The organism is Aurantimicrobium photophilum (assembly GCF_003194085.1).
In the GTDB taxonomy this organism is placed as follows: domain Bacteria; phylum Actinomycetota; class Actinomycetes; order Actinomycetales; family Microbacteriaceae; genus Aurantimicrobium; species Aurantimicrobium photophilum.
The window spans coordinates 1,039,806-1,063,756 of sequence record NZ_CP023994.1 but is presented as its reverse complement, the minus strand read 5'-3'; the positions used below and the strand labels follow the sequence as shown (position 1 = coordinate 1,063,756).

Annotated in this window: 26 protein-coding genes, 4 tRNA genes and 1 pseudogene; 16 read left to right on the top strand and 15 right to left on the bottom strand. The window is 54.5% G+C overall.

Annotation, left to right across the window (positions count from 1 at the left end; genetic code table 11):
- Nucleotide 1: 1 nt before the first annotated feature.
- Nucleotides 2–262: a hypothetical protein gene (locus AURMO_RS05300; protein WP_110233742.1), complete on the top strand. Its 261-nt coding sequence runs from the start codon at nt 2–4 to the stop codon at nt 260–262.
- A gap of 69 nt (nt 263–331) precedes the next feature.
- On the opposite strand, the gene AURMO_RS05295 is transcribed toward AURMO_RS05300, so the two are convergent.
- The 3 genes from AURMO_RS05295 to orn form a co-directional block, all read right to left on the bottom strand.
- Complete coding sequence (locus tag AURMO_RS05295) at nt 332–832, bottom strand: DUF2207 domain-containing protein (protein ID WP_162532677.1); 501 nt, start codon at nt 830–832, stop codon at nt 332–334.
- Between the two features lie 150 nt (nt 833–982).
- A tRNA-His gene (locus AURMO_RS05290) sits at nt 983–1,058 on the bottom strand.
- 77 nt (nt 1,059–1,135) lie between these two features.
- Nucleotides 1,136–1,750 carry an oligoribonuclease gene (gene orn / locus AURMO_RS05285; protein WP_110233737.1) on the bottom strand — a complete coding sequence of 205 codons (615 nt, stop codon included), beginning with the start codon at nt 1,748–1,750 and terminating at the stop codon, nt 1,136–1,138.
- A 258-nt stretch (nt 1,751–2,008) separates the two neighbouring features.
- Here orn and AURMO_RS05280 point away from each other — a divergent pair.
- Nucleotides 2,009–3,198: pseudogene (locus AURMO_RS05280) on the top strand (IS3 family transposase); the annotation flags it as partial.
- A gap of 71 nt (nt 3,199–3,269) precedes the next feature.
- Here AURMO_RS05280 and AURMO_RS05275 read toward each other — a convergent pair.
- Nucleotides 3,270–4,640 carry an NAD-dependent succinate-semialdehyde dehydrogenase gene (locus tag AURMO_RS05275; protein ID WP_110233735.1) on the bottom strand — a complete coding sequence of 457 codons (1,371 nt, stop codon included), beginning with the start codon at nt 4,638–4,640 and terminating at the stop codon, nt 3,270–3,272.
- A 106-nt stretch (nt 4,641–4,746) separates the two neighbouring features.
- A tRNA-Arg gene (locus AURMO_RS05270) sits at nt 4,747–4,819 on the bottom strand.
- A gap of 58 nt (nt 4,820–4,877) precedes the next feature.
- On the opposite strand from AURMO_RS05270, the gene AURMO_RS05265 reads away from it, so the two are divergent.
- Complete coding sequence (locus AURMO_RS05265) at nt 4,878–5,219, top strand: hypothetical protein (RefSeq protein ID WP_110233733.1); 342 nt, start codon at nt 4,878–4,880, stop codon at nt 5,217–5,219.
- Here AURMO_RS05265 and AURMO_RS05260 read toward each other — a convergent pair whose 3' ends face one another.
- Nucleotides 5,220–6,173, bottom strand: a complete 954-nt coding sequence (locus AURMO_RS05260; protein WP_110233731.1) for an EamA family transporter — start codon at nt 6,171–6,173, stop codon at nt 5,220–5,222.
- Between the two features lie 59 nt (nt 6,174–6,232).
- The gene (locus tag AURMO_RS05255; RefSeq protein WP_110233729.1) at nt 6,233–7,321 is read right to left on the bottom strand and encodes a lipase family protein; all 1,089 of its coding nucleotides are present in this window, start codon (nt 7,319–7,321) and stop codon (nt 6,233–6,235) included.
- A 38-nt stretch (nt 7,322–7,359) separates the two neighbouring features.
- On the opposite strand from AURMO_RS05255, the gene msrA reads away from it, so the two are divergent.
- The 5 genes from msrA to AURMO_RS05230 all read left to right on the top strand — a co-directional run bounded on the left by msrA (nt 7,360) and on the right by AURMO_RS05230 (nt 11,231).
- On the top strand, nt 7,360–7,884 hold the full coding sequence (msrA, locus tag AURMO_RS05250; RefSeq protein WP_110233726.1) for a peptide-methionine (S)-S-oxide reductase MsrA: 525 nt from the start codon (nt 7,360–7,362) through the stop codon (nt 7,882–7,884).
- Between the two features lie 124 nt (nt 7,885–8,008).
- On the top strand, nt 8,009–8,479 hold the full coding sequence (ssb, locus tag AURMO_RS05245) for a single-stranded DNA-binding protein (RefSeq protein ID WP_110233724.1): 471 nt from the start codon (nt 8,009–8,011) through the stop codon (nt 8,477–8,479).
- Nucleotides 8,480–8,561: 82 nt separating this feature from the next.
- Nucleotides 8,562–9,035: a DUF6993 domain-containing protein gene (locus AURMO_RS05240; protein WP_110233722.1), complete on the top strand. Its 474-nt coding sequence runs from the start codon at nt 8,562–8,564 to the stop codon at nt 9,033–9,035.
- Between the two features lie 16 nt (nt 9,036–9,051).
- The gene (gene ettA, locus AURMO_RS05235; protein WP_110233720.1) at nt 9,052–10,734 is read left to right on the top strand and encodes an energy-dependent translational throttle protein EttA; all 1,683 of its coding nucleotides are present in this window, start codon (nt 9,052–9,054) and stop codon (nt 10,732–10,734) included.
- An 8-nt stretch (nt 10,735–10,742) separates the two neighbouring features.
- Complete coding sequence (locus AURMO_RS05230; RefSeq protein ID WP_110233718.1) at nt 10,743–11,231, top strand: acyl-CoA thioesterase; 489 nt, start codon at nt 10,743–10,745, stop codon at nt 11,229–11,231.
- Here AURMO_RS05230 and AURMO_RS05225 read toward each other — a convergent pair.
- Together AURMO_RS05225 and AURMO_RS05220 are read right to left on the bottom strand one after the other, a co-directional pair.
- Entirely contained in the window at nt 11,228–11,665 is a 438-nt protein-coding gene (locus AURMO_RS05225) for a Rieske (2Fe-2S) protein (RefSeq protein WP_110233716.1), read from the bottom strand. The two genes, AURMO_RS05230 and AURMO_RS05225, sit on opposite strands and share 4 nt — an antisense overlap.
- On the bottom strand, nt 11,665–12,540 hold the full coding sequence (locus tag AURMO_RS05220) for an acyl-CoA thioesterase (RefSeq protein WP_110234882.1): 876 nt from the start codon (nt 12,538–12,540) through the stop codon (nt 11,665–11,667). The genes AURMO_RS05225 and AURMO_RS05220 overlap by 1 nt, the downstream gene beginning before the upstream one ends.
- Nucleotides 12,541–12,605: 65 nt before the next feature.
- Between AURMO_RS05220 and AURMO_RS05215 the strand changes: the two genes are divergently transcribed.
- Complete coding sequence (locus AURMO_RS05215) at nt 12,606–13,238, top strand: DUF8185 domain-containing protein (protein WP_110233714.1); 633 nt, start codon at nt 12,606–12,608, stop codon at nt 13,236–13,238.
- A gap of 12 nt (nt 13,239–13,250) precedes the next feature.
- On the opposite strand, the gene AURMO_RS05210 is transcribed toward AURMO_RS05215, so the two are convergent.
- From AURMO_RS05210 to pepN, 3 genes are read right to left on the bottom strand one after another with little or no spacing between them, the layout of a single operon-like run.
- The gene (locus AURMO_RS05210) at nt 13,251–13,640 is read right to left on the bottom strand and encodes a globin (protein WP_110233712.1); all 390 of its coding nucleotides are present in this window, start codon (nt 13,638–13,640) and stop codon (nt 13,251–13,253) included.
- Nucleotides 13,637–14,281, bottom strand: coding sequence for a mechanosensitive ion channel family protein (locus AURMO_RS05205; protein WP_110233710.1), 645 nt, complete (start codon nt 14,279–14,281; stop codon nt 13,637–13,639). Before AURMO_RS05205 ends, AURMO_RS05210 begins: the two co-directional genes overlap by 4 nt.
- Before the next feature lie 4 nt (nt 14,282–14,285).
- Nucleotides 14,286–16,832, bottom strand: coding sequence for an aminopeptidase N (pepN, locus tag AURMO_RS05200; RefSeq protein WP_110233708.1), 2,547 nt, complete (start codon nt 16,830–16,832; stop codon nt 14,286–14,288).
- A 64-nt stretch (nt 16,833–16,896) separates the two neighbouring features.
- On the opposite strand from pepN, the gene AURMO_RS05195 reads away from it, so the two are divergent.
- Genes AURMO_RS05195 through AURMO_RS08920 form a run of 6 tightly spaced genes read left to right on the top strand, consistent with a single transcriptional unit; the run spans nt 16,897 to nt 21,781 of the window.
- The gene (locus tag AURMO_RS05195) at nt 16,897–17,388 is read left to right on the top strand and encodes a ribose-5-phosphate isomerase (RefSeq protein WP_110233706.1); all 492 of its coding nucleotides are present in this window, start codon (nt 16,897–16,899) and stop codon (nt 17,386–17,388) included.
- A 6-nt stretch (nt 17,389–17,394) separates the two neighbouring features.
- The gene (locus AURMO_RS05190) at nt 17,395–18,375 is read left to right on the top strand and encodes an Fpg/Nei family DNA glycosylase (protein WP_110233704.1); all 981 of its coding nucleotides are present in this window, start codon (nt 17,395–17,397) and stop codon (nt 18,373–18,375) included.
- A 3-nt stretch (nt 18,376–18,378) separates the two neighbouring features.
- The gene (locus AURMO_RS05185) at nt 18,379–19,863 is read left to right on the top strand and encodes an amidohydrolase (RefSeq protein ID WP_110233702.1); all 1,485 of its coding nucleotides are present in this window, start codon (nt 18,379–18,381) and stop codon (nt 19,861–19,863) included.
- 2 nt (nt 19,864–19,865) lie between these two features.
- Complete coding sequence (locus tag AURMO_RS05180; RefSeq protein WP_110233700.1) at nt 19,866–20,786, top strand: carbohydrate ABC transporter permease; 921 nt, start codon at nt 19,866–19,868, stop codon at nt 20,784–20,786.
- On the top strand, nt 20,779–21,615 hold the full coding sequence (locus AURMO_RS05175) for a carbohydrate ABC transporter permease (RefSeq protein ID WP_110233698.1): 837 nt from the start codon (nt 20,779–20,781) through the stop codon (nt 21,613–21,615). Before AURMO_RS05180 ends, AURMO_RS05175 begins: the two co-directional genes overlap by 8 nt.
- Before the next feature lie 28 nt (nt 21,616–21,643).
- Nucleotides 21,644–21,781 carry a hypothetical protein gene (locus AURMO_RS08920; RefSeq protein WP_162532676.1) on the top strand — a complete coding sequence of 46 codons (138 nt, stop codon included), beginning with the start codon at nt 21,644–21,646 and terminating at the stop codon, nt 21,779–21,781.
- Here the strand turns inward: AURMO_RS08920 and AURMO_RS05170 are convergent.
- The 3 genes from AURMO_RS05170 to AURMO_RS05160 form a co-directional block, all read right to left on the bottom strand.
- Nucleotides 21,778–23,082, bottom strand: a complete 1,305-nt coding sequence (locus AURMO_RS05170) for a Y-family DNA polymerase (RefSeq protein ID WP_110234881.1) — start codon at nt 23,080–23,082, stop codon at nt 21,778–21,780. The two genes, AURMO_RS08920 and AURMO_RS05170, sit on opposite strands and share 4 nt — an antisense overlap.
- Nucleotides 23,075–23,512: a LexA family protein gene (locus AURMO_RS05165; protein ID WP_110233696.1), complete on the bottom strand. Its 438-nt coding sequence runs from the start codon at nt 23,510–23,512 to the stop codon at nt 23,075–23,077. The genes AURMO_RS05170 and AURMO_RS05165 overlap by 8 nt, the downstream gene beginning before the upstream one ends.
- 136 nt (nt 23,513–23,648) lie before the next feature.
- Nucleotides 23,649–23,722, bottom strand: a tRNA-Gly gene (locus tag AURMO_RS05160).
- Nucleotides 23,723–23,851: 129 nt separating this feature from the next.
- On the opposite strand from AURMO_RS05160, the gene AURMO_RS05155 reads away from it, so the two are divergent.
- Nucleotides 23,852–23,929 (top strand) — tRNA-Pro (locus AURMO_RS05155).
- Nucleotides 23,930–23,951 lie beyond the last annotated feature (22 nt).

The window sequence follows — 23,951 nt, the reverse complement described above, 5'->3', positions numbered from 1 at the left end:
TATGACTACTTCAGATCGCACCGACGTCTACTTCACCGCCGAGTTCGTTGACGGCCCTCTTGCAGGAACCGCAGAAGAGCGCGTTCTTGTTCGTGGAACCCACGATGAAAAGCTCAGCGAGGTTGCACTCGTCGACGGTATTGAGTCCATCTTCCGTTACTTCGCCGTGGACACCCGCGAAGTTGCTGGCAAGCTCCACGTTCGTTACACCTTCAACGAACCTGCAAGCGACACCTACACCTCGGAAGACGAGAACGAGTAAACGTTCCCCTCAGACAACGACAAAACCCCGGAGCTGTTGCTCCGGGGTTTTGCTGTAAGTAAAGAAGGCTTAAGAAGTCTCTTCTGGCTGTGTGAGGGCTTCTGCGATCTGATGAATTTCGTGGGCCTGCTTCTTCGAGGTGCGGCTCAGCACGATGAATACAGCTGCCAGAACAGCGACAATTATTCCGGCAAGAATGTTGCCAGCAAGTGCTGAGAATATGAGTACGGAAACAAACAGAATTACTCCAGCGATAACGCTAAAAATACGTGCGTTCTGGAGTTTCTTTCGTGAGTTCTTGTCGTAGTTCTCAGCTAAGAGGATGAGGCCAGAATTGGTCTCCGGTTCTGACTCAACAACTTCTTCCTTTACGTCAGCTTCGGTGACGGGAAAAGAGGAATCGCGCAGAATGCGGACAAACCGATCAGGAATGGGCGTGCTGAAGTCAACGGGCTCCAGAACATAGTTGGGGTCAGCGCGATCTTCATTACGCGCTAGAAAACCGTTCAACAGTTGATCGAGATTGTCGCCGCTGTTCACAGCATCGCCATTCACAGAATTTCGTGCCACGTTGGTTGCCCCCAGTTAAACTTCCTGTTCGAAATCATACAGGGGTTAACACCTCGTCATTAAGGGGTAAATAACCTAGAAAAATGGGAATTGAGTTTTCTCAGTGAATAACAAAAGCCCGGAGCTTAGAGCTCCGGGCTTTCATTTTTTTGGGGTGAGTAACGGGTATCGATCCCGCGACCTCCTGAACCACAATCAGGCGCTCTACCAACTGAGCTATACCCACCATGTTGTGCTTCCGACGAATCGGCAACTCAATAATCTTACACGTTTCGCCCGGAGGCAAAAACTGAAGAACAGTGCTTAGGAAGAGTGCTTGGCCACGATGTCGGCAGAAATCTTGCCCGCCTCTTCAGAGTTGGGGCCTGGCTCTGCCACAAGAAGTGCCTGACGGTAGTAATCAAGCTCACGAATGGACTCTTGAATATCTGCCAAAGCGCGGTGGCCGCCGTCTTTACTGGGGGAGTTAAAGTAGACGCGGGGATACCAGCGACGAGCAAGTTCCTTCAAGGAGGAGACGTCGATGTTGCGATAGTGCAGGCGGGCATCAACGTTAGGCATGTAGCGAACGATGAATGCTCGGTCGGTGCCAATCGAGTTGCCACACATCGGTGGCTTCTGGCCTTCGGGAACATGCTCGTTGATGTAGGCAAGAACCTGAGTTTCTGCTTCTTCGAGCGAAACACCGTGAGGAATTTCTTCAATCAGGCCTGAAGTGGTGTGCATGTTGGTGACGAATTCACCCATGTTGTCCAAGGCTGCCTGGCTGGGGTTGATCACGATGTCGAAACCTTCGTGAACGGCATTGAGCTCAGAGTCGGTAATGATCACAGCGACTTCAACAAGCTCATCAACATCGAGGTTGAGTCCGGTCATTTCGCAGTCGATCCAGACCATGTACTCATTCGGTGTTCCCATGCCTCAATTCTAGGCGTGCCCACAGACAAAGATTCCCTGGCCATCTGAACTGCTCCCCAAAAGTTGGACTGATTAATCAGTTTCCAATTTCTGGGGAGTATTTCTTTGAAACCATCTAGTTCACTCACAACTTCTCAACGAGAACAGCTCGTTGATCTCTTTGAATCCGGCCTCGGTTATGTTGCTGCCGCAAGCCGTTACGGATTTTCATCGGCTGTGGTCAAACACTTCCATCGCAGGTGGATGCTTCATGGCAGGCTTTGTCTTGTGGAGAGTAAAACCAAAAGTTCTTTTCCTTTTGAAATCAAAAAGGAAGTAGTCGAACGTTTCCTTGCTGGCGCAACAAAGATGGAACTCGCGGCTGAGTTTGAGTTGCGTTCTGTTCAACTCGTGACCACGTGGACTCGTCAATGGAGAGCAGGTGGGGATGAGGCTTTGATGCCCAAACCTAAGGGCAGACCTGTCGGATCTTCGCCAGGACTTGGAGCAAGTGAAGAGGACAAGCTTCGTCAGCAAGTTAAACGCCTCGAAGCAGAGAACGCGTATCTAAAAAAATTGCGGGACTTGAGGAACCAAGGACACGCCTAAAGGTCCAGGCGATTTCCTCCCTCAAGTCCGACCATGACCTTGCCGACCTGTTGAATGCGGCAGGGATGGCAAGGTCGACCTATTACTATCACCTGGCCCAACTCGATGTCCCTGATCGTCATGGCGAGCTCAAAACAGCCATTGCTGCGATATTCAGCTCCAGTAAGCAACGTTATGGCCATCGACGAATCTGGCTGCGACTGCGGCAAGACGGCTGGCAAGTGAGCAAGAAACTGGTCCATAAACTCATGAACCAGTTAGGCCTGCGCTCAAAAGTGCGCGTCAAGCGCAAATACAACTCCTATCAAGGCGGAACTTCTCACGTTGCGGGCAACGTCCTTGCCCGAGAGTTTGAAGCTGCAACGCCCAACCAGAAATGGGTCAGTGACGTGACCGAGTTCCGTGTGGGAAACCAGAAGGTGTATCTCTCACCGATTTATGACCTGTTCGATCACTCCATCGTGAGTTTCCAAACAAGCACCTCTCCCAGCACTGCATTGACTGCTCAAAGCCTGCGAGAAGCGTTAGAACGTGAACAACCAACCACTGGAGTGCTTGTTCACACAGATCAAGGATTCCAATACCAACACGTCTCCTGGCGTGCCCTGTTGGAAGAACATGACGCTGTTCAATCCATGTCTCGCAAAGCGAACTGTTATGACAACGCCCTCATCGAGAACTTCTTCGGACACCTCAAATCAGAAATGTTCCATGGTGAAAGATTCAACACCGTCAACGAACTCATCGACTCAATCGAGGAATACATCGATTGGTATAACAACGAACGTATCCAGGAACGACTGAAGGGCATGACCCCGATGCAATATCGGAACCATGCCCTTCAATTAGAAGCCGCCTAGGATTTAACCTGTCCAACTTTCGGGGGACAGTTCAATCAGGCCAGGGAATCTTCGGTAGTTCTAACTCTGAATTACTTCAGAATGCGAATGAGCTTACGGTTGACGAACTCTTCGATACCGAACCGACCCAGTTCGCGGCCGAAGCCTGAGCGCTTGATGCCACCGAAGGGAAGCTCAGGGCTGTCCAGGCCAACGCCGTTGACGTAAACCATTCCGGCTTCGATCTGGTCTGCCACGCGAAGGACCTGGTCCTTGTCGGTGGAGAACAGGTAGGAACCCAGACCAAATGGAGTGTCGTTTGCCAATTCAACAGCAGCTGCTTCGTCCTTGACGGAGTAAACAATCGCAACAGGGCCAAAGAACTCTTCGTGGTGTGCATCCATGGCAGGAGTGACGTCAGTCAGCACAACACCGGAGAAGTAGGTTCCACTGCGGTCACCACGTGCGTGCAAGGTTGCACCCTGCTTCACTGCTCGAGAGACCTGTTCTTCCAGGCCGTCTGCTGCGCCAGCAGACGACAGGGGACCGAGGTAGGTATCCTCGTCCATGGGGTTAGAAGGAGTCATCTCGAGCATCTTGGCGGTGAACTTCTCCAAGAACTCTGCATACAGGCTTTCGATGACGACAAAACGCTTGGCTGCGTTGCAGGCCTGGGCGTTGTTGTCGTTACGACCGGCAATAGCTGCTTCAACGGTGGCATCCATGTCATCGGTGCTCAGCAGAATGAAGGGGTCAGAGCCACCAAGCTCAAGAACAACCTTCTTGAGGTAGCGTCCAGCGGTTTCTGCCACAGCTGCACCAGCACGCTCGGAACCGGTCAGGGAAACACCCTGAACGCGTGGGTCAGCTATAACGCCTTCGATCTGCTTCGAGTCTGCGTAAAGGTTTTGGTAAGCGCCTGCAGGGAAGCCGGCGTCGTTGAAGATCTTCTCCATAGCGGCTGCAGATTCAGGGCACTGAGATGCGTGCTTGAGCAGGATGGTGTTACCCAGTACCAAGTTAGGACCAGCGAAGCGGGCAACCTGGTAGTAAGGGAAGTTCCATGGCATGATGCCAAGGAGCACACCCAAAGAAGAACGGCGGATGAAGGCTTCGCCTTCACCTTCGAACTCGGGGATGGCTTCGTCAGCAAGGAACTTCTCTCCATTGGTGGCGTAGAAAGAGTAGATGTCTGCGGTGAAGTCGACCTCACCAAGTGCCTGCTCGTATGGCTTACCCATCTCGCGAACAATGATTTCTGCGAGGTTTTCACGGCGGTCGCGGTGAAGCTGGGCCACCCTCTCAATGAGTTCAGAACGCTCGGCAACAGTGGTGGTCTTGGACCAGCCCTGGTGAGTTGTGTGAGCAGCATCAATAGCTGCAGAAATCTGCGCGTCGGTGGTCTGGGCAAATGGTGCTCCAGATTCTCCGGTTGCAGGGTTTGTAACGACGTACTTACTCATTTCCACTCCTATGTGGCACTAGATGGTGTTGCTTCGATGATAACTGTTCGGCTCCGAATAGATAAGGGCGTCTCAGGAGTTCACAGCACTTTCTGGGCATAAAAAGTCCCCCCGGCAGGAATCGAACCTGCGACCAAGAGATTAGAAGGCTCTTGCTCTATCCACTGAGCTACGGAGGGTTGGTTTACAAGTTTACCTTCTCACTTCAGCCCTCCTTGCCCTCGATAGGGTTGCTATATGGATGACGAAACACTTGATGCCGTTGGCAAGATCTCTCACACCTACCTCTTCGTCCTCCACGATGGTGAAGCTGTCCACCGCAATATTGCCGTGAAGATGGTCGCTGAAGAGCTCGGTCTCTTTGATGAGAACACGAAGAAAGAAATCGTGGAACTAGCTCAAGAAAAACTCATGCCATTTCTCGATGTTTTGCTCGAGTCGGGCTTCTTGCTTTCGCGCCCTCAAAAGACCGTCATGATTGCGCCCAAGGGGTTAGAGGCACTCATCGACAACGAAGGAACCTTCTCGAAGGATTTCCTTGCAGAGCACATCCCTCAGCTCTTGAGTGTTGAGCTGTAGTTACTTCTTGCGGATGGGGATTGCTCCCGTTGTGGCAGCGAGGTCAAGATCTACGATCTTGCCACCTCGCGACGTCTGGGCCAAGATGATGCCCGCGGTGACAATCAGTGCACCCAGAATCTGAATGAAGCTCAACGATTCACCCAGCCACAACCACGCCACGATGAAGGCAAAGATCACTTCAGAAGAGGCAACGATGCCGGCAGAGGTGGCACTGAGCAAGCTCAGCGACTTGAAGGACATATAGAAAGCCACGAAGGAACCCATCGTGATGGTCCACAGGAATGGCACCCACAGCGGAACATTGACTGCCGCAAGCGAGCCACTGAGAGAAATCTGGTGGCTAAAGACAGAGAAGTCCATGTTCTGCCAGCCGCTAAAGAATGCCCAGAACAACGATGCAAACAGCATGGACCAGAAGGTCATGGCCAGCACGTTCATACCTTTGAGAGCTTGCTCACCAATGAGGAAGTAGATCGTGTAGGAAGCGGCAGCGATGAGGGCAAAGATCATGCCCAGGCCATCCACACTCGAGTTCCACATCTCTGCGACCACGCCCAGGCCGATGAGCACTAAGACAATGGCGACCCACAACCGGGCGCGAACGTGTTCCTTGAAAAAGAAACGCGCTATGACGGCCACAGCCAGCACAGCAAGGTATTCAAAGAGCAGAGCAATTCCTACAGGAATGCGCTCAATGGCCAGTGCATAGAACCACTGCAACATCGCCACACCAAATACACCCAACGCAGCCATGGCAAGCAGTCGCTTGAAACTGATCTTGAAGGCACTGCGTTCGGTGAAAAGTAAGACAATGCCGGCAATCACCATGGTGGCGGTGGCGCGAAAGAAAGTCATCTGGGCTGCGGTTACGCCCTCGGAGAGAACGAGTTTGACCACGCTTCCGTTCGAGCCGAACAAGAGAGCGGCCAGGAAGCCAATGATGTAACCCATGAGAGTTCTAATCTAACGAACAATTGCCCCCGTTTCTGGGGGCCATTGAGGGAATTAACTTAGAACTTCGCGTTGAGCCAGGTGAGTGCTTCGCCAATACTGGCCTGAGGGAGAGCGAAGTGGTCACAGTCAGGATAGGTAGACGAGGAAATATCGCCACCGAGTTCCTTAATTGCTTCGATATAGCCCAGCTGCCATGGCAGTGGACACGGTCCATTGGGGTCCTGGCCATCAATGAGAACCAGAACCGGAACAGATGGCTTTCGCTGTGCAGCAGATGCCTTGTTGAAGGCCTGGAACCACAGAGGGAGTTTGTCTTTCTTGACATCCATAATGGCACCTTGGTGTTTCCAGGTGCGGGTGAGAATGTCACCAAGGTGATGCACAGGTGCAGTGTTGTAGTTGTCGAGGAAGATCTGTTTTCCCAGTGGGGTAAAGACGTCATCGAGGGAAAGCTCGTCGGGGAATGCGGCGGTCATGCCACCCAAGATCATGTAGATGTGGGCATCTGGAGCTGAAGGCGCTCCCGTGCCAGCAAGGGCTGCTTGAGTTTCGGGCACCTTAATCGCTACTGAAGGGACACCGGGGGACATTGCGACAACGCCGACAAGTTCCAGTTCGCCAAATGCTGACGCGTCTAACTCTGCGACGGCAGCGGTAGTACCGCCTCCTTGAGACCAACCAATAGCACCAAACTTGGTGCCGGCTCCGAGATCCATCTCACGAACTGCGTGGACAATATTCACTGCATCGAGAGCATTAGTGATGTTGACGGTGTATTGGTGAATACCGGGGGTGCCCATGCCCTGGTGGTCAGTTGCGACAACAATCCACCCCTCATCGATGAATTGCTGGAGTGCAGGAATCCCGTAGTCGATTTGGGTTACTGATCCTGACGCAAAATACAGAGTAAGTTCTCGCGCGGGGTCATCATGAGCCGAAGGAGCTCCTGCGTCCCCAATGCCGGTGGTGCCATGTGCCCAAGATATGACCTTCCGGCCTTCTTTGTATTCGCTTGGAGCGACAACAAGACCTGTGGACTGTGTTTCCTTACCGTGAAGATCAGTTGAGTTGTATCGAATGCGATACGCAACGGCGTTCGAAATGGAGGTCTCGATTTTCTCGCTTGACAGCAGAACAGGGCTCATGGGTACTTCCTTTGCTCAGATATCTCTAATCTAGAGGCATGACAACTTTCGTAGTAGCAGGTGGCTGTTTCTGGTGTTTGGATGCGGTCTATCGCACCCTCAATGGCGTTTCTGATGTTGTTGCTGGGTACACCGGTGGCACGAAAGAAAACCCCACCTACGAAGAGGTCTGCACCGGTACCACTGGTCAGGCTGAAGCGGTCAAGGTTGTCTTCGACGAGGCAGTGATTCCTGCTGAGGTCATTCTGGATGTGTTCTTCACCCTCCACGACCCACGTCAACTCAACCGTCAAGGCAATGACATTGGCACGCAGTATCGCTCTGCCATGTTCTATGACGGTGAAGAGCAGAAGGAACTGTTCCAAGCTTCTATTGATCGCGCCAACGAGTACTGGGGTGGGGGACTGGTCACCACACTGGAGCCTCTGGGTGTGTTCTATGACGCTGAGGAATATCACCAGAACTTCTTCGCGCGTAACCCAGGACAGGGTTATTGCCTTGCTGTTGCCGTGCCTAAGGTGAACAAGGTTCGCGCCTCTTTCGCTAGCTACATCAAGGACTAACTTCTCCTAGTCCTCCACAGGGCAATGCCGTGTGACCTTCATCCCAGATGTGGGATTGTTTGTCGTGCCGTGACCTCTCCTGACGCATTCTTCGTTCACATAACCCGAACGAAAGGACGTCATCATGACGGACAACATCACTCTCACCGGATTGGTTGCCACCACTCCACGTCACCTCACCACCAGCGAAGGTCTTGCCATTACAAGCTTTCGTCTGGCATCCAGTCAGCGTCGCTTCGACCGTGCAGCAAACCGCTGGGTTGATGGTGACACCAACTGGTACACCGTTTCCAGCTTCCGAGCACTCGCGGAGAATGCCGCCACCTCAGTGTCGAAAGGTGACCGTGTCATTGTCACTGGCAAGCTGCGTATCCGTGATTGGGAAAACACCGATCGCTCCGGCACCACTGTTGAGATTGAAGCCGAAGCACTCGGTCACGATCTGACGTGGGGCATCGCTTCGTACACTCGTAACTCGTCCTCCACAGAGGTGACCTCAGTTGCTGAAGATGATTGGGGCGGCCTTCCCGACAAGGACAGTGATGAAGAGGACCTTCCTCTCGCTGCGAAGAGTCGTAAAAAGGTTGCTGCCTAGCAACACCTCCTCATACTGAGCGAAAACACAGAACGCCCCCTTTAGACTTGGGGGCGTTCTGTCGTTTCAGGGAAGGAGAGCCATGAAGATTCGCGTTATTGCCACTGCACTAGCTCTCTCTGGCGCACTTGCACTCACAGGCTGCTCTGCATCCACTCCAGATCTGAAGCCCACCGAGACTGCAACAGCTTCCGCATCGGCAACCCCCAAGCCCACCAAAGACCCTGTGCTTCTGCCTAACGGCAGTGCCAAGGACAATCTGTATTACTTCACCTGGATCATTGAAAAGACACTCGCCGCTGATCCTGCGGCCGATTCTTATGCTGTTGCCCAAGCAGTCGGTGCTGCAGGGTTCGATCCTGCGACCGTGCAGTTCACGTTTTCGCGCACAGCAGCAGGCCTTGCTGCTGACACATCGGAAGTTGCCGTCCAATTTGGTGGCCAGTGTGTGATTGGCCAGTTTGGACCTGTTGCCCCCAAAGTCATCTCCCGGGTGCTTCCTGTTTTGGCAACAGGCGGTTGTCTGCTCGGAACGGAAGTTCAGAGCCTGGGCTAACACCTAGAATTGAGCCATGGCTGAGTTCATTTATTCCATGGTTCGTGCCCGCAAGGCAGTGGGCGACAAGCTCATTCTCGATGACGTCACAATGTCGTTCTTCCCCGGGGCCAAGATTGGTGTCGTAGGACCCAACGGTGCTGGTAAGTCCACCATTTTGAAGATCATGGCAGGTCTCGACACCCCCTCGAACGGTGAAGCCAAGCTGAGCCCTGGCTATTCAGTCGGCATCCTCATGCAAGAACCCGAACTCGATGAGAACAAGACCGTTCTCGAGAACGTCCAAGACGGCGTGGGTGAGATCATGGGCAAGATCAACCGCTTCAACGAAATCTCTGCCGCCATGGGTGAGCCTGACGCAGACTTTGACACTCTTCTCGCCGAGATGGGAACCCTCCAGGAAGACATCGACGCTGCCAACGGCTGGGACCTCGACTCTCAGCTCGCTCAGGCGATGGATGCTCTGCGCTGCCCACCCGGTGACTGGCCCGTGGACAAGCTCTCCGGTGGTGAGAAGCGTCGTGTTGCACTCTGCAAGCTCCTGCTGCAGAAGCCTGACCTGCTCCTGCTCGATGAGCCCACTAACCACCTCGATGCCGAGTCTGTGCTCTGGCTCGAGCAGCACTTGGCTAAGTACCCCGGTGCCGTTCTTGCCGTAACACACGACCGTTACTTCCTCGACCACGTTGCTGAGTGGATCGCGGAAGTAGACCGCGGACACCTCTACCCCTACGAAGGTAACTACTCCACCTACCTCGAGAAGAAGCGTGAGCGTCTTGAGGTTCAGGGTAAGAAGGACGCCAAGCTTGCTCGTCGTCTCTCGGAAGAGCTCGACTGGGTTCGCTCCAACGCGAAGGGTCGCCAAGCTAAGTCCAAGGCCCGTTTGGCTCGCTATGAAGAGATGGCTGCGGAGGCTGAAAAGACCCGCAAGCTCGACTTCGAAGAAATTGTTATTCCTGCAGGACCACGACTGGGTGCAGTAGTTCTCGAAGTAAAAAACCTCAAAAAGGGCTTTGGAGATCGCACTCTGATCGACGGCTTGTCCTTCTCGCTGCCTCGCAACGGTATCGTCGGCATTATCGGCCCTAATGGTGCCGGTAAGTCGACCCTTTTCAAGACCATTGTGGGTCTGGAAGAAGCAGACGGTGGTGAAGTCAAAATCGGTGAAACCGTGAAGATTTCCTATGTTGACCAGAGCCGTGGCGGCATCGACCCCAACCTCAACCTCTGGGAAGTTGTTTCGGACGGTCTGGACTTCATCCAGGTTGGAAACGTGGAAATCCCTAGCCGTGCTTATGTCTCCACCTTTGGTTTCAAAGGTCCAGACCAGCAGAAGAAGGCTGGTGTGCTCTCCGGTGGTGAACGTAACCGCCTGAACTTGGCACTGACTCTCAAACAGGGTGGAAACCTTCTCCTGCTCGATGAGCCCACCAACGACTTGGACGTGGAAACTCTCGGAAGCCTCGAGAATGCCCTGCTCGAGTTCCCCGGTTGTGCTGTGGTCATCACACACGACCGGTGGTTCCTTGACCGTATTGCGACGCACATCCTTGCCTACGAAGGTACTGATGAGAACCCCAGCTACTGGCACTGGTTCGAGGGTAACTTCGAGTCCTACGAAGCCAACAAGATCGAGCGCCTCGGTGCTGATGCGGCGAAGCCACACAGCAGCACCTACCGCAAACTCACTCGCGACTAGGACTGATTATGCGTTTACACATTCCCACCAGTATCCGTTGGTCTGACCTGGATGCCTACGGGCATGTGAACAACGCAGCCATGTTTGGTCTGCTCGAAGAAGCTCGTATTCATGCCTTTTGGGCAGGAGATTCCGGTCACGGTGACGACCACTTGGCTACCCGCATCCTGGAAGGTGGGCCTACGGCTGACACCTTCACACTGATCGCGCACCAAGAAATTGAATACTTGGCTCCGATTCCCTACATGCGCGAAACCTTGGACCTCCAGATGTGGCTTGGCCATGTCGGGGGAGCCAGCTTGGATGTCTGCTACGAAATCTATTCACCTACGCAGACCGCAACAGCTGAGAATCCACAGCAGCTCTTTGCCAGGGCTACAACAACGATTGTGTTGGTCGATGCCAAGACGACGAAGCCTCGTCGGCTGACAGACGTGGAAAGGGAAGCAATCGCTCCCTATACAGGTGAGAACATCACCTTCAAGCGTCGTTCTTAGGCAGTGTAAATCACACCGTCAGTAACAATGACGGGGTAGTTCTGTAGAGCACCGTCTGCTGGACCACTGATTGGTTCGCCATCAGTCATGCTGAAGACCGCGCTGTGGCAATCGCAACGTATCTCTTTGTCCCGGCAGCCCACAACACAGCCTTCGTGTGTACAAATCGCACTGAACGCCAAGAGTTCACCTTCAGTAGGTTGGGTCACAACCAACTTGGTGCCCTCAACCTCGAAGTTGCGGCCCCCGCCGACAGGAACGTCGGCGACAGGGCCAATTTCCAGTCCGGACTTCAACACGTTTCCAGCGCCACCAGAATCTCCTGCTTCTGCTGAGCAGCCCGTCATCGCAATAGCTACGCCAGCAGCACCAATAGCGCCGAGGCCAAGTACTTCACGGCGGGAAAGTTTGGGAGTGAGATTACGTGCAGCCATTACTTGTCCAATCCAGGAACGCGAACCATGCCCTCTTGGGCAACTGAAGCAAGAAGTATTCCTTCACGAGAATAGATACGTCCAAAGGATAAACCTCGTCCGCCCTGGGCACTGGGAGATTCCTGAACGTAGAGCATCCACTCATCTACACGGCCAAAACGGTGGAACCACATGGCGTGGTCCAGGCTTGCCGCCTTGAGGCCTGGTGTTGCCCACGGAATACCGTGTTTGCGGTAGATGGGCTCGAGGATCGTGTAGTCGCTGGCATAGGCCAGAGCGGCACGGTGGAACTGGGGGTCATCCGGAAGTGGAGAGAGGGCTTTCATCCACACCGCTTGGTGGGCAACATTCTCACCTTCAACGCTCATGTATATCGGTGACTCACAGTGACGTAAATCAAAAGGGCGTTGAGTCGCCCAGTATTGCGCAACGGGGTGGTCAATGGGGCCCAGAAGTTCACCTGCGGTGGGGAGGGATTCGGGCTCGGGTAAACCCGTTGGCATATCAATTTGATGGTTCAGTCCAGGGTCTTCATCCTGGAAAGAAGCAATCATGGAGAAGATGGGAACGCCATCTTGGTAGGCCTGAGTTCTGCGGGTGGAGAAGGAACGGCCATCGTGAATGCGGTCGACGGAAAACTCAATCGGTTTCGTAATGTCCCCGGCGCGCAGAAAGTAGCCGTGCAGGGAGTGAACGGGGCGGTCCTCGTTGATAGTTTTTGACGCAGCAATCAGTGATTGAGCAAGTACCTGTCCGCCATAAACCCGACCATGTGGCATGAACTGGCTAGGGGCTGAGAAGCGGTCCTCACCATTGATGGCTGGCTCTTCGGTCAGGTGCAGAGTCTCGAGTAATGCCTCGATGTTTTCGTGCATGTGTTCTGGCTGCATATGTCCCTCGCGAATGGAGATGTGTTTCATTCGATAGTTTAGGTTGCAAGATGACGAATACGGTGACCCTCGCTAGCGAGCACGACTCTGCGGACCTACAGACCTATCTAGAGCGTGCAGAACGCCTGGGTGCTGAACATGTCTGGTTGGTTGGTGTGGGCACTGCACTTGCTGCCTATGTGGCTGTTCTGACCCCGCAGGGGTTATTGGATATCGCCCCGACTGTCTTAGGTTTGCGCGTATTCGAACGGGTGGAAACAGGAACGCTGGACATGGTGGTTCAAGTTCGAGCCATGCTCGACCGCCTTGCCCATGACAAGATCACAATTCCTCTGCCTGTAGGTCAGGCAGGAATCGCGTGGACTGGTGTTGCCCCACCTCGAACTGACTGGGTTCCTGCGGGAACACTCTTGGAGATTGAACTTCAACTCGCGGCCAAAGCAGGTATTGAAGAAGTGGCCAAAGCCAACGGCTTGGGCACCAACATCGTCACCGCGGTGCGCGAAGAAGTGTGGCGCAGGCCGCTCAATGTTCAAAACACTGAGATTCCTCGAACTGTTCCTGCTGGTGTTGCCTTTGCTGGCTTTGGCCTGGGGTTCTTTGTTACTGGTATCGCCCAGGTGACCACGTCGGGCGCATGGACCCGCATTGCGACCGAACGCGGTCACATTTTGACGAAATAGTTCGTGAAGTAGCTAGTCCTCGAACGTATTTGTCATCGCGTTAGCAGCACGCTCAAGGTATTCGAGCAGAGTCTCGCGCTGGAGCGGAGGCAAGTTCAGTGTGTCCACGGCATGCCCCATATGGCCTAACCAGCGATCCCTGGCATCGGGGTTGATCTTGTAGGGCATGTGTCGCATGCGCAGGCGGGGGTGCCCTCGTGTGTCGCTGTAGGTGCTGGGGCCACCCCAGTACTGCTCCAGGAAGAGCTTGAGACGTTCCTCAGCAGGACCTAAGTCATCCTCGGGATACATAGGTTTGAGCACAGGGTCCTTGGCTACGCCCTTGTAAAACTCGTGTGCCAGCTTGGCAAAGACAGGCTCACCGCCTACTTCGTCATAGAAGGAGAGAAGTTCTTCGCTCATGCTTTCTTGGCCGAACTGGGTTTCTTCGTCTTCGCGGCGAAACGCTTGGGGTCACCATAGGACTTGTTTCCCACGCGCACGATTTCACCGTTGCGCACAAACCAAATCGTGCCATCGTCGCCGCGCAACGTGGTGATGCGCAGTCCAACAGATTCCACGGTTCCTGTTGCCAGGCCTAGATCAACCTTGTCGCCCACTCCCAGCTGGTCTTCGAAGACCATGAACATGCCGTTGAGAACGTCCTTAATGATGTTCTGTGCACCGAAACCCAGAGCTGCCGTTCCAATACCTGCCGTTGCCACAATGGCCGTCACAGAGACGCCAATGACCTGCAAAATCTGTATTGCTGCAACGCAGACAATGCTCCACGTGATGAAGTTGTGGAACACCGTACCCATGGTCTTCGTGCGCTGAACCTGGCGGCTTGCCGTCACCGCTGCTGGAACACCAACAGGACCGGTGTGGTCGGCAGTGCCACCATTTTTCTTGCGGGCGTCAGATACCAGGCGCTTGATTACGCGGTCGCTGACAGCAAGCAAAATACTGCGCAGAACGACCGCAACGATGAAGATCAGTGCAATGTTGAACGGGATTTCAGCTGCGTGATAGACCGCAGCAACCCATGACCAGAAGGAGTCCATAGTTCTATCCTTGCTTGTCGCGAGCCTGAGCGGCGAGTGTGCGCTCGGTGCCGGCCAAGTTTTCGACAATCAAGCGACGCAGGGGAGCAGGAGGGTTGTTCTTCGCGAGGTAGTCACGCGTTGCCTGTGCCAGTGCTTCATTAGCAAGGGGAGCGGGGTAGTAGCTCTCGACGAGTTCCTCCGCGATGGCATAGCTGCGGTTTGCCCAGATTTTCTCGATCGAGTCAAAGTACTGCTTCACAAACGGCTCCAGCACAGCGAGGTCCTGTGCCTTGTTAAAGCCCAGGCCAGTTGCGCGCACGATCAAGTTGGGCTTGTCGTCTTCAACCCACACCGAATTCCATGCGGTCTGCTTCTGAGCCAGCGAAGGCAAAGCTGCCTTCGCATGGGCTGCAGACTGTGCGCCGGTAGCAGTGTTGTCTTCACCAAGGTATTCATCGATGTCTGCCTCGGTGGCGTGACCACCGGCAGCTAGAGAAATCAGGAGTTCCCAGCCGAGGTCAGTGTCGATGTCGAGGCCACCCAAGTTGATCTTTCCGTCTCGAAGTTCCTTGACGTGAGCGAGGTGCTCAACTGTGGATGCCAGAGCAGCGAAACTGCGCAAGAACTGGAACTGGTTGTCACTTCCTGCTTCTGCGTCGTTTGCGAGAGTCCACAGAGCATCTGCCACGCGCACAGTCTGTGCTTCGCGAGTTGCAGGGTCTACATAGCTGGAAGCAACCAAGAGGAGCTGCCCCAAAACGGTGCGGACCACGGTGGACTCTGTTTCGGTGGCAATGTTGCCGAGGACTAAGTCGATGAAGTCACGACCTGCGGTTTCTGCATCGCGGGTGGAATCCCACACGGAACCCCACACAAGTGAACGAGCCAGTGGGTCTTCAATGTCTTTGAGGTTCGCAATTGCCACACGCAGCGAAGCCTCATCGAGACGAATCTTGGCGTAAGCAAGATCGTCATCGTTGATGAGGATCAGGTTGGGGCGTGTGAGACCCACGAGTTCTTGAACCTCAGTGCTCACACCATCAACATCGAGCTCGACACGGTGGTCGCGGACGAGTTTGCCTTGGTTGAGGTAATAGAAACCAATCGCCATGCGGTGTGGGCGAATGGTGGGCCAATCTGCTGGTGCAGTTTGCTCAATCGAGAACGCAGTGATGATTCCATCTGCATCGGTGGTCAGTGCGGGGCGAAGTGTGTTCACACCTGCGGTTTCTAGCCACAGCTTGGACCAGGTGGTCAGGTCGCGACCGGAGGTGGCTTCCAGCTCGACAAGTAAGTCCTTGAGCTCGGTGTTGCCGTAGGCGTGCTTCTTGAAGTACTGACCCACACCAGCGAGGAATTGCTCCTGGCCAACCCATGCGCCAAGCTGCTTGAGCACAGAACCACCCTTGGCATAGGTGATGCCATCAAAGTTCACGCGCACTGCATCGAGATCAGGAATATCGGCCACGATCGGGTGGGTGGAAGGAAGCTGGTCCTGGCGGTATGCCCAGCTCTTCTCCATGACGGCAAAGGTGGTCCAGGCTTCGTGCCATTCAGTGGCTTCGGCGGTGGCCAAGGTGGAGGCGTATTCAGCGAAGCTTTCGTTGAGCCACAGGTCATTCCACCAGCGCATGGTGACCAGGTCGCCAAACCACATGTGAGCAAGCTCGTGCAGGATGGTGACCACGCGACGTTCGCGGATAGCATCGGTGACTTTGGAGCGGAAGACGTAGGCCTCAGTGAAGGTCACGCAACCTGCGTTCTCCATCGCTCCTGCATTGAATTCAGGAACAAAGAGCTGGTCATACTTGTCGAAGGGGTAGGCGTAGTCGAACTTCGATTCGAAGTATTCGAAACCTTGACGAGTCTTTTCAAAGACGTAGTCGGCATCCATGTATTCCGACAGCGACTTTCGGCAAAAGACTCCGAGAGGAATCACGCGACCATCAGCACTGGTGAGTTCACTGCGCACGACGTCATAGGGGCCAGCAACAAGTGCAGTGATGTAGCTGGAGATACGGGGAGTGGGTGCAAAACTCCAGGTTGCTGAGCCGTTACTGTGCTTGACAGGAGCTGGTGTGGGCTGGTTGCTGGTGACTTCCCACTTCTCAGGTGCCGTCACGGTGAATTGGAAGGTTGCCTTGAGGTCAGGCTGCTCAAACACGGCAAACATGCGACGCGAGTCGGGAACCTCGAACTGGGTATAGAGGTAAACCTCGCCATCTACGGGATCCACGAAGCGGTGCAGACCTTCACCGGTGTTTGTGTATTTCGCTTCAGCGACCACGGTCAAGGTGTTGTGTGCATCGAGGTTATCCAGTTGGATGCGTGTGCCGTCAGAGACCTGTGCGGGGTCATGCTCAACACCGTTGAGGGTGACGCTGTGCACGCTGGAGGTGATCGCATCAATGAAGGTTGAGTAGCCGGGTGTTGCTGAGAAAGTCACGGTCGTAGTGGCGCCGAATACGTCAGCACCTCGCAAGAGATCGAGGTCAACCTGGTAGCTCTCCACGGCAATGTTTTCTGCACGTTCAATGGCTTCGAGGCGGGTGAGGTTCTCTCCGGACACGTGTTTTCCTTCCAGCGGTTTAGTTAAGAGCCTAACCCGGCTCCGTCGCCCCTAAAATCGAGGAATGCGCATTCATATCGCCACAGACCACGCTGGACTCGAATTCAGTCAGTTCCTTCAAGATCACCTGGCTCAGGCAGGCCACGAGGTCGTTGATCACGGACCGAAAGAATATGACGCTCTTGATGACTACCCTGCCTTCTGCATCAATGCAGCAGCAGCTGTCGCTGCTGACCAGGCTGCTGGTGTTGAGGCTCTCGGCATCGTCTTTGGTGGGTCCGGTAATGGTGAGCAGATTGCTGCCAACAAGGTGAAGGGCATCCGTGCGGCACTGGTGTGGAGCATCTCCACTGCAGAGCTCGCCCGTCAGCACAACGATGCCAATGTGATTTCTATCGGTGCACGTCAACACACCCTCGAAGAAGCAGTGGGCTTCATTGATGCGTTTATTGCTGAGCCTTTCTCCGGTGATGAGCGTCACGTGCGTCGCATTGCGCAGCTTGCTGAATACGAGACCACCGGCGATATCGCAGGCAAAGGCGTAGACAAGTACTAGTCACCCATGCCTGAGGGTCACTCCGTTCACCGCATTGCGCGGCAATTTGAACGCAACTTCGTAGGACACCGTATTGCAGTGTCGTCTCCACAGGGACGATTTGCTGAGGGTGCTGCAGTGCTCAACGGCACAGAGCTCATCGAAGTATGGGCAGTGGGCAAGCAAATGTTCATGGGCTTTGCCGGAGATCACTGGTTGCGCATTCACCTCGGTATTTATGGTGCATGGGACTTCTCGGGAGATATCCAGGCCGATGCCACGATTGCCTCGGCTAACGGTCGGATGGGGCAAACGAATCAGCGGGGCACAGTCTTTGATGCTGAGGGTGAGAACTCACTGACCTCTATTGGTGCACCGCGGAAGACTCGAGTGCGCATGGCCGAGGCAGAGAAAGAATCAGCCCTAGATGTCGCTAATAGCTTTCCTCCCGAGCCCATTGGTCAGGTCCGCGTTCGTCTGCTGACCGACACGGTATGTGCAGATCTCCGCGGACCAACTGCATGTGAGGTGTTGACTCAAGAACAAGTTGATGCTGTATTGAATCGCCTAGGACCTGATCCTCAACGCGACCCCAGTGATGTGGCGGGGCAGAAGTTTGTGGACACCATTCGGAAAAAGAACACGGCAATCGGTCTGCTGTTGATGGATCAGTCAGTTGTGGCAGGCATCGGCAACGTCTATCGCGCAGAGATGTTGTTCCGTGCCGGTATTGATCCGTATCGTCCTGGAAAACTCATTACCGAAGATGAAGCCTGGGCGCTGTGGCGAGACTGGGTGTATTTGCTGGAGATTGGTGTTCAAACCGGCCAAATGATGACGATAGATGGGCTTGAAGGTGAAGCGTGGCGCAAGGCCATGGCCAACCGGGCAGACCGACACTGGGTCTATAAACGTGAAGGTATGCCCTGTCTGAAATGTGGCACGAATATTCGTCTGGATGAGATGGCAAACCGCAAGCTTTATTGGTGTCCGTCATGCCAAACTTGAGCTATGCAACTCACCCTCACTAACGCACGAATTCCTGGTGAACGTGGACTGATCGGAAGCTTGATCAATGTCGTCATCACCGATGGCATCATCAGCGACATTCAGTTCGTGGGGGCAACAGGAGCTATCAGTCTGGACTTTGACCCTGCTGGTGAAACCATCGACCTGGGTGGGCGCTACCTCATCCCTGGAATGTGGGACACCCACACCCACTTCACTTCGTGGTCAATGCTGCTGCAGCGGTTGAACCTCGAGGGTGTTAGCTCGGCTAGTGAAGTCGGCGAGCGCGTGAAGGCTCGTCACGTAACTCACCCCGGAACAATGGTGGGTTTCGGCTGGCGGGGAAGTTTGTGGGAAGAAGAACCCCACTTCAGCATTCTTGATGCAGCATGCCCAGATGAAGAGGTCTATCTCTTCAGTGGCGATGGTCACAGCGTTTGGTTAAACACCACAGCTCTTGAAGCTCGTGGTCACGCAGGTCACCCCACGGGTTTGCTCGTGGAAGATGACTGCTTCGCCATTTGGGGTTCGCTGGGGGACTTGAGCCCTGAAGAACTCGACAAGGCAGTGCTGGAAGGTTCCAAGGCAGCCGCTGCTCGCGGCATCGTGGGAATCGTGGACTTCGAGATGGGGTGGATTCTTCCCGACTGGCGTCGCCGTATTGGTAATGGCAATGACTACTTGCAGGTTGAGTTCAGCGTCTATACCGAGAACCTCGATCGCGCGATTGAGACAGGTCTGCGCACCGGGGACACGATTGCGTCCACTGAAGGGTTACTCCGGATGGGGAATTACAAACTCATCTCCGATGGTTCGCTCAACACCCGCACCGCCTTCTGTCACGATCCCTATCCCGGGCTCACCGGTAAGCATGCCCGAGGCATGCTCAACACCTCCTATGACCAACTCGTCGCGTTGATGACGAAAGCAAGTTCTGCTGGCATCAATTGCTCCATCCACGCCATCGGGGATGACGCCAACACGTTTGCCCTCAATGCGTTTGAAGAAGTGGGCTGCGACGGAACCATCGAGCACGCCCAGTTACTGGCCTGGGAAGATATTCAGCGCTTTGCTGAGTTGGGTGTGGTTGCCTCCGTTCAGCCCGAGCACGCCATGGATGACCGTGATGTGGCAGACGTGCTGTGGGAAGGTCGCACTGACCGCTGCTTCCCCTTCGCGTCCATGCTGGATGCGGGGGTGAAGCTGACCATGGGCTCAGATGCGCCGGTGGCACCACTGGATCCCTGGTTCGCTATTGCCTCCGCCGTGGAGCGCACACGCGATACGCGTGAGCCATGGCATCCAGAGCAGCGCATTGAGCCACAAGCTGCCATTGATGCCTCTGTTCGCACCCGTGTTGCGGTGGGGCAGCGTGCTGACCTCTGCGTCGTGGATATTGATCCGCTGTATGCCTCCGTGGAGGAGCTGCGCACCATGCCCGTAGCCGCCACATTCAATGGTGGTCGACTCACGCACAACGCGCTGTAGACATGGCAGCACGAACGAGTGTCGCTAGGCGACAAAAGGGCTATGGGTGGTTTCTCTACCCCGGCCTTGGCGTGCTCGTGGTGTTCTTTTTTGGCATGTTCTTTTGGAACGTCGGGATCAGCTTCCTTAAGTGGCCAGGATATGGGCCTGCAAAATGGGTTGGCTTAGAAAACTTCCGCAACATCCTGGACAATCAAGATTTCTGGGAATCGTGGATTCATGGTGCTTTTTATGTGATTCCCTATGCCCTTATTCCCACGCTTCTGGGATTAGTGCTTGCGGTGGCAACCTATGACGCATTCGTGGGCAAGTTCGGTTCCAGGCTTGTTCCCGTTGCCCGTACTGGTTTCTTCCTGCCTCAGATTGTTCCTATTGCTGTCTCGGGAATGATCTGGATGTGGATGCTGGATGGTTCCGGGGGTGCACTCAATACGTTCCTTGAGCAACTTGGCATGGGTGAGGTGACCACAGAGTGGCTTCGTGAACCAGATACTGCCCTGTTGGCGGTTGCGTTCTTCATGCTGTGGCTACAAACCGGGTTTGCCTACGTTGTGTTCCTCGCCGGGCTCTCTCGACTGGACCCCTCTGTATTAGAAGCATCTCAACTTGATGGAGCTAACTGGTGGCAACGGCTGCGCTGGGTCACTGGTCCTTCCCTGCGCCCAGAGAGTTTTGTTGTTCTGTTGTTTTTGATTGTGGGCGCGTTGAAGGTCTTTGCCCCTGTCTTTTATCTCACCGGTGGTGGCCCCAACGGGGCGACGATGTCGCCGTCCACTTTTGCCATCGATAGTTTCTTTGGCGGCGCCTCAGTGGGTATTGGTTCTGCTTTGGTGACCACGTTGGCGCTCATCATTGGCGGACTCCTCGGTATCACCTTCGTGATTGTTCGACTGCGTGCACGGGTGGTGAACCGCGATGCGTAGAGCACTTTCTCGCCTGCCCAGGTCTGGGGTTATTGCGCTAGTCATTGCTGTGGCAGTGATGTGGTTGTTGCCGGTAATCATGGTCGTGCTGGCTTCGGTCAAGTCCAGTCAAGACTTTGCCTCCAGTGGTTTCCTGGATCTGCCCAAAGAGATTGCCTGGAACAACTTCGAGATGTTCTTTGGTGGAATCAATATTGGTCAGAAGATTCTTAACTCCTTCACCATCAGTATTGGTGCGGTTCTGATCAGTTTGTTCCTGGCATTCCCTGTTGCCTATGCCGTGAGTGTGGGCAAGCACCGCTTACGCCCCGTCGTCATCACGTTGAGCGTGTTGATCTTCTTGCTCCCTGTTGAATCAGTGGCATTCCCCATCTACTTGCTTTCCAAGATGACCGGGCAATACGGCAGCATCGGATTTTTGATCATGCCGCTGGGTATTATCGGCAGCGCCTTTGCCATCTTCCTTCTGGCGAATGTGATGAATCACATTCCTGCCTCGCTGGCAGAAGCTGCCGAGATTGATGGAGCAAACAAGTGGCAGGTGATGTGGAAGGTTGTTCTTCCTCTGATGACGCCCACGGTGTTGACTGTTGCTCTGTTGTTGTTCGTCAACAACTGGAACGAGTATTTGCTCACCCTTCTGCTCTTGCCTGACACGGCAAGCCAGACGGTTCCTCTTGCCATTTCGATGGTCAACTATGGCCAGTTTGGTGGGGCTCCAGGTGAACTCGTTGCAGCGGCTAGTGTTCTTGCTGCGCTGCCTTCCTTGCTCGTGTTCTTGTTCTTCCAGCGCACGTTGGTGCGCGGTATTACCGCGGGAACGCAGTAGTTCTTAGAATTCGTGTTGAGGGGGAATCATGAAAAAGAACGAAGAACTCGATGATGATCTGAACATCGAGGCCGCGATGGAAGATGATGGCGCCTCGTCTAGTCCTGGAATCATCAGCATGCTTGTTAGTGGGGTTATTAACTTCTTCGGAAATTTCCTCCGCTAACGCGCATGCACCGTGGCCAGTTCATCCCAGCGGGTGGTGGCTCTCAAGGAAAGCATCTCTCGCTTCATTTCCCAGTGACGCGGTGACTTGAAGCCGGCGGCGCCGAGGCCAATGCTGAAGGCGCCGTGCTTCTCCATCACCTGATCGAGTACTTCGCCGAGCTGTCTGCTCTCGTGAAGGGGAGTGAACAGGTCGAGGTATTGGTGGGAAGTCTTAGGGCTCACATCATGCAACATGATTCCTGCTCGCACATACTTCCGCCCGTCTTCAATGCTGTCGAGCAGGACGGCGCTCGATGCTTTGAGAATCTCCACGGGGTCGTTGGTGGGAACCGAGAACACCGCGTTTCTGTAAGGGGAGTGGAAGGGTTCGTTCGCAAAGCGGGAGGTGCCGGCGAAGCAGGTCAATGCTCCGGCCACAGAACCCTGCTTACGCAGGCGTTTACTTACTCGTTGGGCATAGACCGCCAGGACTTCTTCCATCTGCTTCCGCGTGGTCACGGGCGTGGCAAAGCTGCGTGAATACATCACCTGGTTCTTCACCAGGCGCTCGCCTTCGAGCTTGATGCAGTCGATGCCGCGTAGTTCATAGAGTGAGCGCTGCACCACCACACCAAACTTCTTCTTGATGCGGACCGGGTCCGCATCTTTCAGATCCTTGATGGTGTGGATGCCGATGCTGTTCAGGCGCTTACTCAGGCGCCTCGCAATGCCCCAGATATTGTCCACAGGCAGAGCAGCCATGATGTGGTCTATCTGCTCTGGCGTGAAGGTGTCGAGGTTACATACGCCGTTCAGTCCTGCAGATTTCTTGGCGCCACTATTGGCGAGCTTGGCTTGGGTTTTGGATCTGCCAATGCCCACGCACACCGGTAAGCCCAGCTTGTTCTGAATAGCGGCCTTGATCTCACGCCCCATGACCACAAGCTCTTCGGGGGTTCCCTTGAGCTCCAGGAATGCCTCGTCGATGCTGTAGACCTCCACGTGAGCAGAGAACTCATGCAAGATACTCATCACGCGTGAGGAGAGGTCGCCATAGAGCTCGTAGTTAGACGACTTGGCCACTAGTCCCACGGATGGTGCCCAAGCAGAGATTTTGAACCACGGAATACCCATCTTTACGCCCAGAGCCTTCGCCTCTTTACTCAGTGCCACCACGCAGCCGTCGTTGTTAGAGAGCACCACAACGGGCTTGCCTTCCAGGCTGGGGTCAAAGACGCGCTCGCAGGAGGCGAAGAAACTATTGACGTCGACGAGGGCAATACGGCGCTGAGATTTGGGCAGGGAAGCTGAATCAAACATGGTGGAGGCACCTGGTGACAACACCCCAAATGGTGAGTTCACTCAAGGTGTCCACGGCAATGTCGGGAAAGCGAGGATTCTCTGCTTTGAGCAGTACTCGCTCAGAACGAATGAATAGTCGCTTGAGGGTCAGCTCACCATCGAGCACTGCCACCACGACGTCACCGTCGCGAGGTGTCAGGGCTCGATCCACGATGACTTCATCGCCATCGCTAATGCCCGCATTCTTCATGCTGTCGCCAGCTACTCGCACAATGAACGTGGAGTTCACATCTTTGATGAGGTGAGTGTTGAGGTCTACTCGGCCATCAAAATAATCTTGCGCGGGGGAGGGAAAACCTGCTTGAACGGCAGTGGAGGCAGCCAGAATTGCCGGAATAGATTCTCCCGTGAGTGGTCTGACCACTAATTCCAGATGCTGTTGCGCCATGCGGATCCCCTCCTGCTATTCGAATATATCTTCGAATAGTTGAGCATAGCCCACGGACACTGGGTGTTGTCTAGTCGAGATTTTCAGCTCAGGGGAAATAAGAAATCCCCCGGAATTCCGGGGGATTTTCTGTGATTGGAGGGGATGACGGGAATCGAACCCGCGTAATCAGTTTGGAAGACTGAGGCTCTACCATTGAGCTACATCCCCGTGCTGTCCAACACCCTTCGGTGCGGGGCACTCGACCTATCTTATACGTTAGAGTGGTACTCGGTCATTTCGCCTCGGCGAATACCGGCCTTGCGAAGTTGTCTTCTTTGAATAACTTGACTGCAGGACCGGGGCGTAGCTCAGCTTGGCTAGAGCGCCCGCTTTGGGAGCGGGAGGTCGCAGGTTCGAATCCTGTCGCCCCGACCACATCCAGATCCATCACCATCAA

Excerpts from the sequence above, each read along its gene's own strand:
- AURMO_RS05165 (WP_110233696.1), bottom strand. The coding sequence starts at position 23,512 with ATGGCGCAACAGCATCTGGAATTAGTGGTCAGACCACTCACGGGAGAA.
- AURMO_RS05230 (WP_110233718.1), top strand. The coding sequence starts at position 10,743 with ATGCGTTTACACATTCCCACCAGTATCCGTTGGTCTGACCTGGATGCC.
- AURMO_RS05180 (WP_110233700.1), top strand. The coding sequence starts at position 19,866 with ATGGCAGCACGAACGAGTGTCGCTAGGCGACAAAAGGGCTATGGGTGG.
- AURMO_RS05265 (WP_110233733.1), top strand. The coding sequence starts at position 4,878 with ATGGATGACGAAACACTTGATGCCGTTGGCAAGATCTCTCACACCTAC.
- AURMO_RS05215 (WP_110233714.1), top strand. The coding sequence starts at position 12,606 with ATGACGAATACGGTGACCCTCGCTAGCGAGCACGACTCTGCGGACCTA.
- msrA (WP_110233726.1), top strand. The coding sequence starts at position 7,360 with ATGACAACTTTCGTAGTAGCAGGTGGCTGTTTCTGGTGTTTGGATGCG.
- orn (WP_110233737.1), bottom strand. The coding sequence starts at position 1,750 with ATGGGAACACCGAATGAGTACATGGTCTGGATCGACTGCGAAATGACC.
- ettA (WP_110233720.1), top strand. The coding sequence starts at position 9,052 with ATGGCTGAGTTCATTTATTCCATGGTTCGTGCCCGCAAGGCAGTGGGC.
- AURMO_RS05175 (WP_110233698.1), top strand. The coding sequence starts at position 20,779 with ATGCGTAGAGCACTTTCTCGCCTGCCCAGGTCTGGGGTTATTGCGCTA.
- ssb (WP_110233724.1), top strand. The coding sequence starts at position 8,009 with ATGACGGACAACATCACTCTCACCGGATTGGTTGCCACCACTCCACGT.
- AURMO_RS05185 (WP_110233702.1), top strand. The coding sequence starts at position 18,379 with ATGCAACTCACCCTCACTAACGCACGAATTCCTGGTGAACGTGGACTG.
- AURMO_RS05300 (WP_110233742.1), top strand. The coding sequence starts at position 2 with ATGACTACTTCAGATCGCACCGACGTCTACTTCACCGCCGAGTTCGTT.
- AURMO_RS05170 (WP_110234881.1), bottom strand. The coding sequence starts at position 23,082 with ATGTTTGATTCAGCTTCCCTGCCCAAATCTCAGCGCCGTATTGCCCTC.
- AURMO_RS05225 (WP_110233716.1), bottom strand. The coding sequence starts at position 11,665 with ATGGCTGCACGTAATCTCACTCCCAAACTTTCCCGCCGTGAAGTACTT.
- AURMO_RS05195 (WP_110233706.1), top strand. The coding sequence starts at position 16,897 with ATGCGCATTCATATCGCCACAGACCACGCTGGACTCGAATTCAGTCAG.
- AURMO_RS05210 (WP_110233712.1), bottom strand. The coding sequence starts at position 13,640 with ATGAGCGAAGAACTTCTCTCCTTCTATGACGAAGTAGGCGGTGAGCCT.
- AURMO_RS05205 (WP_110233710.1), bottom strand. The coding sequence starts at position 14,281 with ATGGACTCCTTCTGGTCATGGGTTGCTGCGGTCTATCACGCAGCTGAA.
- AURMO_RS05260 (WP_110233731.1), bottom strand. The coding sequence starts at position 6,173 with ATGGGTTACATCATTGGCTTCCTGGCCGCTCTCTTGTTCGGCTCGAAC.
- AURMO_RS05255 (WP_110233729.1), bottom strand. The coding sequence starts at position 7,321 with ATGAGCCCTGTTCTGCTGTCAAGCGAGAAAATCGAGACCTCCATTTCG.
- AURMO_RS08920 (WP_162532676.1), top strand. The coding sequence starts at position 21,644 with ATGAAAAAGAACGAAGAACTCGATGATGATCTGAACATCGAGGCCGCG.
- AURMO_RS05240 (WP_110233722.1), top strand. The coding sequence starts at position 8,562 with ATGAAGATTCGCGTTATTGCCACTGCACTAGCTCTCTCTGGCGCACTT.
- AURMO_RS05275 (WP_110233735.1), bottom strand. The coding sequence starts at position 4,640 with ATGAGTAAGTACGTCGTTACAAACCCTGCAACCGGAGAATCTGGAGCA.
- AURMO_RS05190 (WP_110233704.1), top strand. The coding sequence starts at position 17,395 with ATGCCTGAGGGTCACTCCGTTCACCGCATTGCGCGGCAATTTGAACGC.
- AURMO_RS05220 (WP_110234882.1), bottom strand. The coding sequence starts at position 12,540 with ATGCACGAAAACATCGAGGCATTACTCGAGACTCTGCACCTGACCGAA.